The sequence below is a fragment of the Streptomyces sp. NPDC057253 genome (assembly GCF_042669125.1).
Lineage (GTDB): Bacteria > Actinomycetota > Actinomycetes > Streptomycetales > Streptomycetaceae > Streptomyces.
Window position 1 is genome coordinate 45,920 of sequence record NZ_JBHUXV010000021.1, and the last position, 14,291, is coordinate 60,210.

The 14,291-nt window shown below is 71.8% G+C and carries 9 protein-coding genes; 6 read left to right on the top strand and 3 right to left on the bottom strand.

All coding sequences use genetic code 11. The features are described 5' to 3' along the window. Window positions 1-7: 7 nt before the first annotated feature. Window positions 8-2,737, top strand: coding sequence for a DNA polymerase I (gene polA / locus ACFULQ_RS14330; protein WP_383542869.1), 2,730 nt, complete (start codon window positions 8-10; stop codon window positions 2,735-2,737). Between the two features lie 900 nt (window positions 2,738-3,637). Here the strand turns inward: polA and ACFULQ_RS14335 are convergent. Further along, window positions 3,638-4,483, bottom strand: a complete 846-nt coding sequence (locus tag ACFULQ_RS14335) for a DUF4184 family protein (protein ID WP_383542871.1) — start codon at window positions 4,481-4,483, stop codon at window positions 3,638-3,640. A 309-nt stretch (window positions 4,484-4,792) separates the two neighbouring features. On the opposite strand from ACFULQ_RS14335, the gene ACFULQ_RS14340 reads away from it, so the two are divergent. The 3 genes from ACFULQ_RS14340 (at window position 4,793) to ACFULQ_RS14350 (ending at window position 7,833) form a co-directional block, all read left to right on the top strand. Further along, the gene (locus ACFULQ_RS14340) at window positions 4,793-6,544 is read left to right on the top strand and encodes a lytic transglycosylase domain-containing protein (protein ID WP_383542874.1); all 1,752 of its coding nucleotides are present in this window, start codon (window positions 4,793-4,795) and stop codon (window positions 6,542-6,544) included. A gap of 149 nt (window positions 6,545-6,693) precedes the next feature. Further along, the gene (locus tag ACFULQ_RS14345) at window positions 6,694-6,828 is read left to right on the top strand and encodes an SPW_0924 family protein (RefSeq protein ID WP_107121043.1); all 135 of its coding nucleotides are present in this window, start codon (window positions 6,694-6,696) and stop codon (window positions 6,826-6,828) included. 21 nt (window positions 6,829-6,849) lie between these two features. Beyond that, the gene (locus tag ACFULQ_RS14350; RefSeq protein ID WP_383542878.1) at window positions 6,850-7,833 is read left to right on the top strand and encodes a DUF3068 domain-containing protein; all 984 of its coding nucleotides are present in this window, start codon (window positions 6,850-6,852) and stop codon (window positions 7,831-7,833) included. On the opposite strand, the gene hrpB is transcribed toward ACFULQ_RS14350, so the two are convergent. Together hrpB and ACFULQ_RS14360 are read right to left on the bottom strand one after the other, a co-directional pair. Then, the gene (hrpB, locus tag ACFULQ_RS14355) at window positions 7,823-10,348 is read right to left on the bottom strand and encodes an ATP-dependent helicase HrpB (protein ID WP_383542881.1); all 2,526 of its coding nucleotides are present in this window, start codon (window positions 10,346-10,348) and stop codon (window positions 7,823-7,825) included. The genes ACFULQ_RS14350 and hrpB overlap by 11 nt on opposite strands. Window positions 10,349-10,387: 39 nt before the next feature. Next, entirely contained in the window at window positions 10,388-11,236 is an 849-nt protein-coding gene (locus tag ACFULQ_RS14360; RefSeq protein ID WP_383543030.1) for a class I SAM-dependent methyltransferase, read from the bottom strand. 367 nt (window positions 11,237-11,603) lie between these two features. Here ACFULQ_RS14360 and rpsA point away from each other — a divergent pair, with 367 nt between their 5' ends. Further along, a complete protein-coding gene (gene rpsA, locus ACFULQ_RS14365) occupies window positions 11,604-13,100 on the top strand; it encodes a 30S ribosomal protein S1 (RefSeq protein WP_055718046.1) in 1,497 nt (498 codons plus the stop codon). A gap of 222 nt (window positions 13,101-13,322) precedes the next feature. Then, window positions 13,323-14,261 carry a PAC2 family protein gene (locus ACFULQ_RS14370; protein WP_383542884.1) on the top strand — a complete coding sequence of 313 codons (939 nt, stop codon included), beginning with the start codon at window positions 13,323-13,325 and terminating at the stop codon, window positions 14,259-14,261. Window positions 14,262-14,291: the final 30 nt, after the last annotated feature.

The window sequence follows — 14,291 nt, forward strand, 5'->3', positions numbered from 1 at the left end:
CGGGGGCGTGGCAGAGACAGCAGCGAAGAAGACCGACAACAGCCCCGGCGGCAGCCGCCCGCGCCTGATGCTCATGGACGGGCACTCGCTGGCCTATCGCGCGTTCTTCGCGCTGCCCGCGGAGAACTTCACCACCGCGACCGGCCAGCCGACCAACGCGATCTACGGCTTCGCGTCGATGCTGGCCAACACCCTGCGCGACGAGGAGCCCACCCACTTCGCGGTGGCCTTCGACGTGTCCAGGAAGACCTGGCGCTCCGAGGAGTTCACGGAGTACAAGGCCAACCGCTCCAAGACCCCGGACGAGTTCAAGGGCCAGGTCGAGCTGATCGGCGAGCTCCTGGACGCCATGCACGTCTCGCGGTTCGCGATCGACGGCTTCGAGGCGGACGACGTCATCGCCACGCTCGCCACCCAGGCCGAGGCCGAGGGCTTCGAGGTGCTGATCGTCACCGGCGACCGCGACTCCTTCCAGCTGGTCTCCGAGCACACCACCGTCCTCTACCCGACGAAGGGCGTCTCCGAGCTGACCCGGTTCACTCCGGAGAAGGTCTTCGAGAAGTACGGCTTGACGCCCGCCCAGTACCCCGACTTCGCGGCCCTGCGCGGCGACCCGTCCGACAACCTCCCCGGCATCCCCGGCGTCGGCGAGAAGACCGCGGCCAAGTGGATCAACCAGTTCGGTTCGTTCGCGGAGCTCGTCGAGCGGGTCGAGGAGGTCAAGGGCAAGGCCGGACAGAACCTCCGCGACCACCTGGAGGCCGTCAAGCTCAACCGCCGCCTCACCGAGATGGTGCGCACGGTGGAGCTGCCGAAGGCGGTCACCGACCTGGAGCGCCTGCCGTACGACCGCAAGACCCTCGCGATGATCCTCGACACCCTGGAGATCAGGAACCCCTCCCTGCGGGAGCGGCTGCTGGCCGTGGACCCGGGCGCCGAGGAGGCCGAGGGGGCCCCGGTCGTCGCGCCGGGCGTGGAGCTGGACGGCCAGGTGCTCGGCACCGGCGAGCTGGCCCCCTGGCTCGCCGAGCACGGCGCGCAGCAGCCCCTCGGCGTCGCCACGCTCGACACCTGGGCGCTCGGCACCGGATCGGTCGCCGAGGTCGCGCTCGCCGCGGCCGGCGGGGCGGCCGCCTGGTTCGACCCGTCCGAGCTGGACGAGGCCGACGAGAGCGCGTGGGTGGCCTGGCTCGCCGACGCCGACCGGCCCAAGGTCCTGCACAACGCCAAGGGCGCCATGCGGGTCTTCGCCGAGCACGGCTGGTCCCTCGCCGGGGTCGGCATGGACACCGCGCTCGCCGCCTACCTCGTCAAGCCCGGACGCCGGTCCTTCGACCTGGACGCGCTGTCCCTGGAGTACCTGGGCCGGGAGCTGGCGCCCGCCGCGACGGCGGACGGACAGCTGGCCTTCGGGGCGGACGACGGGGCCGAGGCCGAGGCGCTGATGGTCCAGGCGCGGGCCGTGCTCGACCTGGGCACGGCCTTCGCGGGCCGCCTGGAGGAGGTCGGCGCGGCGGACCTGCTGCGGGACATGGAACTGCCCACCTCCGAGCTGCTGGCCCGCATGGAGCGGCACGGCATCGCCGCCGACCGGGCCCACCTGGAGGCCATGGAGCAGATGTTCGCCGGGGCGGTCCAGCAGGCCGTGAAGGAGGCGCACGCGGCGGCCGGGCACGACTTCAACCTCGGCTCGCCCAAGCAGCTCCAGGAGGTCCTCTTCGGGGAGCTTGGCCTGCCGAAGACGAAGAAGACGAAGACCGGCTACACCACGGACGCCGACGCGCTGGCCTGGCTCGCCGGCCAGACCGACAACGAACTGCCGGTGATCATGCTCCGGCACCGGGAGCAGGCCAAGCTGCGGGTGACCGTGGAGGGCCTGATCAAGACGATCGCCGCGGACGGCCGTATCCACACGACGTTCAACCAGACGGTCGCGGCGACGGGCCGTCTGTCGTCGACCGACCCGAACCTCCAGAACATCCCGGTCCGCACGGACGAGGGGCGGGCGATCCGGCGCGGGTTCGTGGTCGGCGAGGGCTTTGAGTCCCTGATGACCGCGGACTACAGCCAGATCGAGCTGCGGGTGATGGCCCACCTCTCCGAGGACGAGGGGCTCATCGAGGCGTTCACCTCGGGGGAGGACCTGCACACGACCGCCGCCTCGCAGGTCTTCGCGGTCGAGCCCGGCGCGGTCGACGCGGAGATGCGGCGCAAGATCAAGGCGATGTCGTACGGGCTGGCGTACGGGTTGTCCGCGTTCGGGCTCTCGCAGCAGCTGAACATCGAGGCGGGTGAGGCGCGGGCCCTGATGGACGCGTACTTCGAGCGATTCGGCGGGGTGCGGGACTATCTGCGGCGGGCGGTCGACGAGGCGCGGGCCACGGGGTACACGGCGACGCTGTTCGGGCGCCGGCGGTATCTCCCCGACCTCAACAGCGACAACCGTCAGCGACGTGAGGCGGCCGAGCGGATGGCGTTGAACGCGCCGATCCAGGGCACGGCGGCGGACATCGTGAAGATCGCGATGCTCAAGGTGGACGGGGCGCTGCGGGAAGCGGGGCTCGCCTCCCGGATGCTGCTCCAGGTCCACGACGAAATCGTGCTGGAGGTGGCGCCGGGGGAGCGGGAGGCCGCGGAGTCGATCGTGCGGCGGGAGATGTCGGAGGCGGTGCGGTTGCGGGTGCCGTTGGGGGTTTCGGTGGGGGATGGGGCGGACTGGGAGTCCGCAGCGCATTAGCCTCCGGCGGTTGGGCCGTTTCTGGGTGCGGGTGGGGTGGGGGCGTGAGGTTCGGGTGCGGGTTCGGTGGGGGCGGGCGTTTTTGCGCAGTTCCCCGCGCCCCTGGATGCCTGCGGCGGCCCGCTCGTCTTCGGTGGGGGCGTGTGTAGCGCGTGCGGTCCGGTGGTTGGGTCGGTGCCGGGGTGGGGGGTATCCGTCCTCGGTCCGGCGGCTAGGTCGCTTCAACAGTGCCCTGTTCTGGACGCCGGCCGCTGCGGGCGGACACCCCCCACCCCGTCCCCTTCGCGCCGTACGCGTCCAACGGTCCGGTGGGGCGGGCGTGACTGCAACCCCCTAGGGGCGCGGGGAACTGCGCGACCAGCCACAACGGACCCGCACCCGCCCGACAACAGGACCCGGCACTCCAGCAGGCGTCCGGCCCAGGTCCAGCGCAGCGGGGGCGCGGGGAACTGCGCGACCAGCCACGACGAACCCGCACCCGCCCGACAACAGAACCCGGCACCCCCTGAGGCGCCCGGCCCAAGCCCAGAGCAGCGGGGCGTCACTCGCGTGGACGTCGCCACAGCGCCCCCCACCCCACCCCCCGCCAGGATGCGCTCATGGGTATACGCATGCTCCACCGCCGGAGGACCCCCGCACAGGTGCACGTCGGTCAGGCCCCGTCCCCCCTGCGGCACCCGGTGCCAGCCCACGCGGCCGGCGCCAGCACCCCCCGCGTTCCCGTCCGGCTTGCGACACGCCTGCGGCGGGGGAGCGTGAAGCTGTGGCGAGGGGAGGCATGGCAGGGGCGGCTCCCCGAGCTGGCCCTGCGTTATCTGGCGCTCGTTCTCACGCTGCTGCCCACGTCCCGCCCCGTGTCCACCATGACGGTGTTCGTCGCGACCACCGGCACCGGCACCGTCAGCGAGGGAGCGGGACGTCGGTCTCCCGCGGAGCATCCGGTGTCGGGGCCGGGCGGCGCAGTCTGACGAACGCGGTGTGGGCGAGGACCCCCGGCACCAGACCGGCGCCCGCTCCGAAGCACAGCGTGGGGATCAGTTCCCAGGGTTTCGCGGTGGAGCCCCAGTACGCCCACCACCGCGAGGCCCGCGCCAGCGCGCCCACCGTCACACAGCCGCCGATTACGGCCAGCGCCCACCACCGGTCCCGCGTCGAAAGGACGGGGACGCCCACCGGGTGGGCCGAGGCCGGCGTTCGGCGCAGGGCGCGCACGCAGAACGCCGCTATGAGCAGGGCCGCCACCGCCGAACTGCCGTACTGGAGGTACCAGTACAGGGGGAAGCCCGCCACGGTTCGGTCCAGGGCTGGGAAGAGTCGTAGACCCCACCGGTCGTGATGGGTGAACGCGTCCCACACGACATGGGTGAGGGCTCCCAGCGCGGCGGAGACGTACCAGCGCAGGGCCAGCGCCGGGCGGAGCGGCTCGCGGGGGGTTCCGCAGCGCAGCAGGGTCGCCGGAGCCGCCTGCCGGGAGCGGGGCAGCAGGGCCACCAGTGGCTCGCGCAGGAGCAGCCACAGGCCCACCAGGGTCCAGGCGATCAGTACGTCGATGGTGAGGAGGCCCGGCAGGGAGTGTGTGACGGTGCCGAACTCCATTGCTCCGGACAGGACACTTGCCGCGAAGTAGGTCATGTCCGGTGCGAAGGTTCCCGCCACGAGCACGGCCGGAACCAGTCCGCCCCGGCCGGTTCCGTCGGGGCGCAGTGCGGGCAGCGCCGCCGCCGCGTGGCTCAGGGTGAACGGCAACGGGGCTCCTTACGAAGGGTGTTGGCCGGGACGGCGGTGCGGGTGATCGCTTCCGTCCAGTATGGGTGACGCGGGCCGCCATCGATCGAACATGGCCAACCGGTGAATATCGGGCACGAACCGGTGTCCATGGAAAGGAAGTTGTCGTAGGGTCGCACGGGTCGCCGCGCCGGGGAGCTCGGTCGAACGTGCGAACAAGGAATTGCCGCGCGTCACAGGGGCAACCTCCAGGGTGTTTCGACCGTCACAACTGGACGAGAGCGACAGACGGAGACGGGCGTTCGGGCGTCCACAGGAGGGGTTCACTTTATGGCGGCGCAATTCGGCAGGAGGCTGGCCAAAGGGGCGACGACCACCGCCGTGGCAGCACTCGCGGTCGCGGCACTGTCCGCCTCCCAGGCTCCTGGGGTCACGGCCGACGACAACGGCAGATCGACCGCCACGGGTGCCGAGGCCTCTCCCGACCCGACCGCCGGGAACGGCGCGACGGGCAACTCGCCGTACTACACGGACCTGCCGCCGCTGAACACCCCGAGCCCCGCGCCGACCGACGGCAGCACCCCGTCCATCTCCCCGGTGGAGAGCGAGGCGGGCATACCGGCGACCGTCCTCGACGCCTACAAGAAGGCCGCGGCCGAGCTCCAGCAGTCCAAGCCCGGCTGCAACCTGCCGTGGCAGTTGCTCGCCGCCATCGGTCAGGTCGAGTCGGGCCAGGCGCGCGGCGGCCGCGTCGACGCCGACGGCACCACGACCTCCAAGATCCTCGGCCCGCAGCTCGACGGCAACGGCTTCGCGCTCATCAAGGACACCGACCACGGCGCCTACGACGGCAACAGCACCTACGACTCGGCCGTCGGACCCATGCAGTTCATCCCGTCCACCTGGGCGTGGGCCGGCCGCGACGGCAACGGCGACGGGGTGAAGGACCCGAACAACATCTACGACGCCTCCCTCGCCGCCGGGCACTACCTGTGCCGCAACAACTGGGACCTGTCGACCAGCGGGGGCCTCGAGGACGCGATCCTCAGCTACAACCCCTCGCGGCACTACCTGAACACCGTCCTGTCGTGGCTGGAGTACTACCGCAAGGGCACCCACGAGATCCCCGACGGCACCGGCACCGTCCCGGGCAGCCGCAGCGACGGCAGCACCGGCGGCTCGACCCCCTCGGCGCCGTCGACGTCGAACCCGGGCAGCGCCTCGCCGAGCGCGCCCGGCACCGGCCCGACGAAGCCGAAGCCGCCCGCGACGCCGCCCGCGACCACCCCGCCCCCGTCGGGCGGCCCCACCACCCCGCCGTCGACGCCTCCCGTCACGCCCACCCAGTCGGTGGACCACCTGGAGGACTCGGGCACCGCGAAGCTCACCGCCATGGCGGGCGACGCGTTCAGCGACAAGATCAGCACCAGGGCCGAGAACGCCGCCGGCATGGGCGTCCCCAAGGTGCGGATCCGCTTCACGATCGTCGGCGACACCGACGCCACGTTCGTAGGCGGCGAGAAGGTCGCCACCGCGCTCACCGGCGCCTCCGGCGTGGCCACCGCGCCCGCGCTCCAGGCCGGCGAGACCACCGGCACCTTCACCGTCCGCACGACCCTCATCGGCCGTACGGTGACCGCCCCCGACTACACGGCCACCGTCACCGAGCGCGTCGCCGACACCCTCGTCCGCACCACGACCACCGACCTGACCTGCGCCCCGAGCGGTGAGTTCGCCGAAGCGGTCCAGGTGAAGGCCACCTACAAGGGCGCGGTCGCCGACAAGGTCGCCGCCACCGCCACCCTGATCACATCGGCCGACGACGCCACCGAGAACGCCAAGGGCCCCTACTTCAAGGACGCCGACGGCAAGACCGTGCGCACCCTGACGGGCCTCGCGACGGACGCGGACGGCCTGCTGAAGCTGCCGCAGCTCTACTCCGACGACACCACCGGCACCTTCCTGCTCCGCATCACCACCGCGGGCGGCGCCACCCTCGACGTGACCCTGACCGTGGCGGCACCCACCACGGACACCTCCGCGAGCCCCGCGCCGAGCCCGAGTCCCAGCGCGAGTTCGTAACCGGCAGCGAACCCACCCCGGAGGGCGTCCTTTCCGCTACGGCGGACAGGGCGCCCTCCGTCCGTGTGCGACCTGTTCTCATCTCGCCCGGGCGTTGCTACGGTGCCGGACCTGACGATGTATCAGTTCCCGTCCGCAGGGAGGCAGGCATGCGCGCCCTGATCGCCGCCACGACCGGTCTCGTCCTCGCGTTCGCCCTGGTCCTCGCGATCACCGCGATGGGACAGCAGACGGGCCGGACATCGCCCAAGCCCCTGCTGACGACAGTGCCCGCCCACCCGTAACCGTCCGCCCGGGAGGCCGAGATGCGCCGCAAGACCAGCCTGGTCCTGCTCGCCCTCGCCGTGTTCTTCGCGGCGCTGTCCCCGCTCCTGCGCTGGTACGCCTTCCCGCGCCTGGCCAAGATCCCCGCGAACCAGTACCAGGACATGGTCCTGGAGGCGAAGGACGCCACCCTCCTCGACTACGGCACGATGACCGCCAAGAAGGTCCCGAAGGTCACCATCGTGCAGACCCTCAAGGGCGATGTGGCGGCCTCCGACAAGATCGAGAAGACGGTCGGTCGCGATGTCGTCGTCTGGGACGGGCTGTCCTACGTCCAGGGGCCCGACGGCAAGATGGTCTCCGAGATCCCCGAGCGCTACATCTTCGACGCCCACACCCAGGACCCCGTCCACGCCCCCGGCGAGATGGTCGACGGCGACCCCGTCAAACGCACCGGCATCGAGTTCAAGTGGCCCTTCCTGACGGAGAAACGGGACTACCAGTACTTCGACGCGCAGACCCGCACCACCAACCCCATCCACTACCAGGGCACCCAGACCTTCCGCGGAGTGAAGGTCTACTACTTCGAACAGACCATCCCCTGGACCAAGGTGCCCTTCCCGAAGACCATGCCGGTCAAGGGCATCACCCCCGAGACCGTCGCCAAGACCGGCACCACCCGCTGGTACACCACGGTCCGCAAGTTCTGGGTCGAACCGGTCACCGGAGCCCCCGTCTACGGCGAGGAGATCCACAAGGAGGAGCTGCGCGGCGGCACCCTCCTCGGCGGCCGCGAGAAGGTCACCGCCTTCGCCGGCCACGTGAAGATGCGCGAGGACTACATCGAGCACACCGTCGACCTGGTGAAGTCCAACCGCCTGCTCGTCCTGCTGATGACCTCCTACCTCCCCTGGGGCTTCCTGACCCTGGGCGTCCTGCTCCTGGTCCTCGCCCTGTGGCTGGAGGCCCGCAGCCGCCGCCCGGCTCCGGCGAAGGCCGAGCAGCCGGAACCGGTCACCGCCTGAGCCGCGCGTTGGTGTGCCGCGTCGGCTCGGCGCCCGCCGGGTCCTCCGGCCACGGATGCTTCGGATACCGGCCCCGCAGCTCCGCCCGCACGCCCTTGTAGCCGTCCTTCCAGAAGGACGCCAGGTCGGCCGTGACGGCCGCGGGGCGCCCGGCCGGGGAGAGCAGATGGACCAGGAGGGGCACACCGGCGACCCGGGGCGAGGCATCCAGCCCGAACATCTCCTGCAACTTCACCGCCAGGACCGGCTGTTCGGGATCCCCGTAGTCGATCCGGATCCTGGACCCGCTCGGTACCGCGATCCGCTCGGGCGCCAGCTCGTCCAGCCGCGCGGCCTCGCCGGAGGCCCACGGGAGGAGCCTTTGCAGCGCCTCTCCGGCGTCCACGCGCGCGAGGTCGGCCCGCCGCCGGGCGCGGCTCAGTTCGGGCTCCAGCCACTCGTCCACGCGCGCGTGGAGGGCTTCGTCGGTGACCTCGGGCCACGGGTCGCCGAGGTGGTGGTGCAGGAACGCGAGCCGCTGCCGCAGGACGTCGGCGTCGGGCGTCCAGCGCAGCAGTCGTAGACCGTCGTCGCGCAGCCCTTCGAGAAGCGCCTCGCGTACGAGGACGGGGTCGGCGTTCCTCAGCGGCCGCACCGCCAGCTCGATCGCCCCGAGCCGCTCCACCCGCCGCGCCACCACGTCCCCTTCGGCCCAGTGGACCTCCTGGCGCTCGGAGTGCAGGGAGGCGGCCGCCGACCGGGCCGTGTCCTCGTCGATCACGGCGGCGAGCTGCACGCGTGCGTGCCCCTTGCCGACGGGACGGTCCGCGACGGCGACGGCGATCCAGGGGGCGCCTCGCAGCGGAGAGGAGTCGGAGAGCTCGGCGCGGGTGCCGGAGGCCATGAGGTAGGAGCCGCCGTCCTTCCTGGCCACGCGTTCGGGGAAGGCCAGGGCGGCCACGAGCCCGGCGACGCCGTCCTCGCCGGCGACCGCCGGCCGGGGGCCACCGGGGGCGGGCGCGTCCGCGGACTCCGTCGCGACGGCCCGCAGCCGACGCACCTCCGCCCGCCATCGCCCCGCGTAGGCGTCTCCGCCGCGGCGGGCGGTGCGCAGGGCGCCCACGAGATCGTCCCCGTACTCCCGCGGCGCCTCCTCGCTCAGCAGCGCGACGACCTCTGCGGCACGCTCGTCCCCGACCGAGGCCGCCGCGTCCAGGAGCGCCCGCCCCAGCCGCGGGTGCAGCCCCAGCCGGGCCAGCCGGACGCCCCGCGGTGTGGCCTGTCCGGCCGGGTCCACGGCGTCCACCGCCGCGAGGGCGGCCCTGGCGGCCGCCATCGCCCCGCCCGGCGGTGGGTCCAGCAGCGCGAGCCCGGAGGCGTCGGGATCGCCCCAGCAGGCCGCCTGGAGCGCGAACGCCGTCAGGTCGGCCACCTTGATCTCCGGGGCCGGGAAACGCGGCAGACGGGCGTCCTCGGCCTCCGCCCAGCACCGGTACACCGCACCTGGCGCCTCCCGCCCGGCCCGGCCCGCCCGCTGCCGCCCGGCCGCCTGCGAGGCACGCACGGTCGCCAGCGCGCTCAACCCGCGCGCGTGGTCGACCCGCGGTTCCCGCGCGAGCCCCGAGTCGACGACCACCCGCACCCCGGGCACGGTCAGGGACGACTCGGCCACCGAGGTCGCGAGCACCACCCGGCGCCGCTCCCCGCCCGCCAGCACCGCGTCCTGCACGGCGGCGGGCGCCCGGCCGTGCACCTGGAGCACCTCCACGTCACCGAGGCCGCCCAACTGCCCCGCCACGCGCGCGATCTCGCCCACGCCGGGCAGGAAGCACAGCACGTCCCCGTCCCGCTCGGACAGGGCCCGCCGGACGACCGACGCCACGTGCGCGAGCAGCGCGGGATCGACCCGCATGCCGTGCGGCGGCCGTACCGGACGGGCGGGCGGCGCCCAGACGACCTCCACGGGATACGAGACGCCCGCCGCCTCCACCACGGGCGCGTCGCCCAGCAGCCGGGCCCAGCCCTGTGCGTCCGTCGTCGCGGACGCCGCCAGCAGGCGCAGCTCCGGGCGCAGGGTCTGCCGTACGTCCCACAGGAAGGCCGCGGTCGTGTCCGCGTCCAGATGCCGTTCGTGGCACTCGTCGAGCACCACGACGTCGACGCCCGCCAGTTCCTGGTCGCGCTGGAGCCGTTGCAGCAGCACGCCCGTCGTGACGACCTCCACGCGTGTGTGCCGTCCCACCACCCGCTCGCCGCGCACCGTGAAGCCGACGCTCGCGCCGGTCTTCTCGCCCAGCAGCCACGCCATCCGGCGGGCGGCCGCGCGGGCGGCGATCCGGCGGGGCTCGGCGACGACGACCCTCCGCGCGGGCGCCCCCGGGTCCAGCAGACCCGCAAGGGCCAGCGGGACGAGGGTCGTCTTGCCGGTGCCGGGCGGCGCCACCAGGACCGCCGTGCCGTGTCCCTCCAGGGCGTCGCCCAGCGCGGGCAGGGCACCGCGTACGGGAAGGGCGTCCAGGGCGTCGTAACGGATCACGCCCCTAGTGTCGTACGACCGCCCGAACGCGCGCGTACGTCAGTCCCGTTCGCACACGAAGATCGCCGAGCCCGGGATCAGGTTGCCGCGCAGCGGGGACCAGCCGCCCCACTCCGAGGTGTTCCAGGCCGGCCACTCCGGCTCGACCAGGTCGACCAGGCGGAAGCCGCCGGCGACCACGTCACGGACCCGGTCGCCGATCGTGCGGTGGTGCTCGACGTAGACCGCGCGGCCCTCCTCGTCCTGCTCGACGTAGGGCGTGCGGTCGAAGTAGGACGCGGAGACCGACAGGCCCTCGGGGCCGGGCTCGTCCGGGAAGGCCCAGCGGATCGGGTGCGTGACCGAGAAGACGAAGCGGCCGCCCGGGCGCAGGACCCGGCGCACCTCCCTGAGGACCAGCACCGGGTCGGCGACGAACGGCAGCGCGCCGTACGCCGAGCACGCCAGGTCGAAGGAGCCGTCCGCGAAGGGCAGGGCGCCCGCGTCGGCGCAGACCAGGGGGAAGGACGTACCGATGCGCAGGGCGTGCTGGAGCTGGCGGTGGGAGATGTCGAGGGCGACCGGGCGGGCGCCCTGGGCGGCCAGCCAGCGCGCGCACTGGGCCGCGCCCGCGCCGATCTCCAGGACTTCCTTGCCCTTGAGGTCCTCGGCCGGGCCCAGCAGCTCGGCCTCCACCTCGTCGAGGCCCTCGGGGCCCCACACGAAGCGGTCGTCGCCGAGGAACGTGCCGTGCTCGACCTGGTACTCGTCCGCGTTGCGGTCCCACCAGCCCCGGTTCGCGCGGGCGCTCTCGGTGACGTCGGCGTCGCGGCGGGTGGCCTCGGGTTCGGATTCCTGCGCGGTGTCCTGCGCGGTGTCCTGCGGGTGTGATGCGGGCCCTTGGATGATCGGCTCCCTCGTCGTACTCTTCCGTCCAACCCGTCGCGGCGGCCGTCATAAATGGGGCGCCGTCACGCGCGCGTGGCCTCGTGAGACAGGTTTTGTGCCGGGTATGCGGCGATCCGCCCCGGGTGTGCGCCTTCGCGCATTGACCCTGTCCGGCTGCCCCCGTATGCTACAAGTTGCGCTGCGAGCCTGCGCACCTCAGACGTAGCAGGCTGCGCTCGCATCTGTCGTATGTCCCCTCGGTTGTCGAGGCGCCATCACCGGATTCCGGTGGGGCGCTTCCTTGGCTGTCCGGCTTCTTCAGAGCGACACGGGCTCCCGGCGTAGCAGTACCTACGACTTCAATGTCCGTACCGGAGCCCTTTCCCACATGACGAGCAGCACCGAGACCACCGCCACCACCCCGCAGGTAGCGGTCAACGACATCGGTAACGAGGAAGCCTTCCTCGCCGCGATCGACGAGACGATCAAGTACTTCAACGACGGCGACATCGTCGACGGCGTCATCGTGAAGGTCGACCGGGACGAGGTCCTGCTCGACATCGGTTACAAGACCGAAGGTGTCATCCCGAGCCGCGAGCTCTCGATCAAGCACGACGTCGACCCCAACGAGGTCGTCGCCGTCGGTGACGAGATCGAGGCCCTGGTCCTCCAGAAGGAGGACAAGGAAGGCCGCCTGATCCTCTCGAAGAAGCGCGCCCAGTACGAGCGTGCCTGGGGCACCATCGAGAAGATCAAGGAAGAGGACGGCATCGTCACCGGTACCGTCATCGAGGTCGTCAAGGGTGGTCTCATCCTCGACATCGGCCTCCGCGGCTTCCTCCCGGCCTCCCTGGTCGAGATGCGCCGTGTCCGCGACCTCCAGCCCTACGTGGGCAAGGAGCTCGAGGCGAAGATCATCGAGCTGGACAAGAACCGCAACAACGTGGTCCTGTCCCGCCGTGCCTGGCTGGAGCAGACCCAGTCCGAGGTCCGCCAGACGTTCCTCACGACCCTCCAGAAGGGTCAGGTCCGCTCCGGTGTGGTCTCCTCGATCGTCAACTTCGGTGCCTTCGTGGACCTGGGTGGCGTCGACGGTCTGGTCCACGTCTCCGAGCTGTCCTGGAAGCACATCGACCACCCCTCCGAGGTTGTCGAGGTCGGCCAGGAAGTCACCGTCGAGGTCCTCGACGTCGACATGGACCGCGAGCGCGTCTCCCTGTCGCTGAAGGCGACCCAGGAAGACCCGTGGCAGCAGTTCGCCCGCACGCACCAGATCGGTCAGGTCGTGCCCGGCAAGGTTACGAAGCTGGTTCCGTTCGGTGCGTTCGTCCGCGTGGACGAGGGCATCGAGGGTCTGGTCCACATCTCCGAGCTGGCCGAGCGCCACGTGGAGATCCCGGAGCAGGTCGTCCAGGTCAACGACGAGATCTTCGTCAAGGTCATCGACATCGACCTCGAGCGTCGCCGGATCTCGCTGTCCCTGAAGCAGGCCAACGAGTCCTTCGGTGCCGACCCGGCCTCGGTCGAGTTCGACCCGACCCTGTACGGCATGGCCGCGTCCTACGACGACCAGGGCAACTACATCTACCCCGAGGGCTTCGACCCCGAGACCAACGACTGGCTCGAGGGCTTCGAGGCGCAGCGCGAGGTGTGGGAGAACCAGTACGCCGAGGCGCAGTCCCGCTTCGAGCAGCACCAGCAGCAGGTCATCAAGAGCCGCGAGGCCGACGCTGCCGCCGCTGCCGAGGGTGGCGACGCCGCGGGTGCGGCTCCGGCCGCGGGTGGTGGCTCGTACTCCTCCGAGGGTGCGGACACCTCCGGTGCGCTCGCTTCCGACGAGGCGCTCGCCGCGCTGCGGGAGAAGCTGGCGGGTGGGCAGAGCTGACGCCCACTGAGCAGTAGCTCTTGACTGAGGGGCCGTACCTTCCGGGGTGCGGTCCCTCAGTTTTTTGTCTGACGGCCGGTGGGGGCTGGTCGCGCCCGCGCGGCGGAGCCGCAAATCGACACAGCCCCGCGCCCCTTCAGGGCGCGTTTTCGTGGGCCGGGGTGGGAATGCCGCTGTTCCAGGGCGTGTTGAGATGTATGAACACGAGGAGGAGCGGTCACTGTGCTTGATCCGCAGGGTTTGTACGCATGGGAGCCCAAGGGCCTCGCCATAGTCGATATGGCGCTCGCCCAGGAGTCGGCCGGCCTGGTCATGCTCTACCACTTCGACGGATACATCGACGCGGGTGAGACCGGCGACCAGATCGTCGACCGGCTGCTCGACACACTGCCGAACCAGGTCGTGGCCCGGTTCGACCACGACCGGCTCGTGGACTACCGCGCCCGCCGCCCGCTGCTCACCTTCAAGCGGGACCGCTGGACGGACTACGAGGAGCCCACGATCGACGTGCGGCTCGTCCAGGACGCCACCGGGGCGCCCTTCCTGCTGCTGTCGGGCCCGGAGCCGGACGTCGAGTGGGAGCGCTTCGCCGCGGCCGTCCAGCAGATCGTGGAGCGGCTCGGGGTCCGGCTGTCCGTGAACTTCCACGGCATCCCCATGGGCGTGCCCCACACCCGGCCCGTCGGGCTCACCCCGCACGGCAACCGGCACGACCTCGTCCCCGGCCACCGCAGCCCCTTCGACGAGGCGCAGGTGCCCGGCAGCGCCGAGGCCCTGGTCGAGTACCGGCTCATGGAGGCCGGCCACGACGTCCTGGGCGTCGCCGCGCACGTGCCGCACTACATCGCCCGCTCGCCGTACCCGGACGCCGCCCTGACCGTCCTGGAGGCCATCACGGCCGGCACCGGCCTGGTGCTGCCCGGGATCGCGCACGCCCTGCGCACCGACGCCCACCGCACCCAGACCGAGATCGACCGGCAGATCCAGGAGGGCGACGAGGACCTCGTGGCCCTCGTCCAGGGTCTCGAGCACCAGTACGACGCGGCGGCCGGCGCGGAGACCAGGGGCAACATGCTCGCCGAGCCGGTGGACATCCCCTCGGCGGACGAGATCGGGCTGGAGTTCGAGCGCTTCCTGGCCGAACGGGAAGGCGACAACTGACCCTCGGCGCCCAGCGTCTAGGCTTCCCGT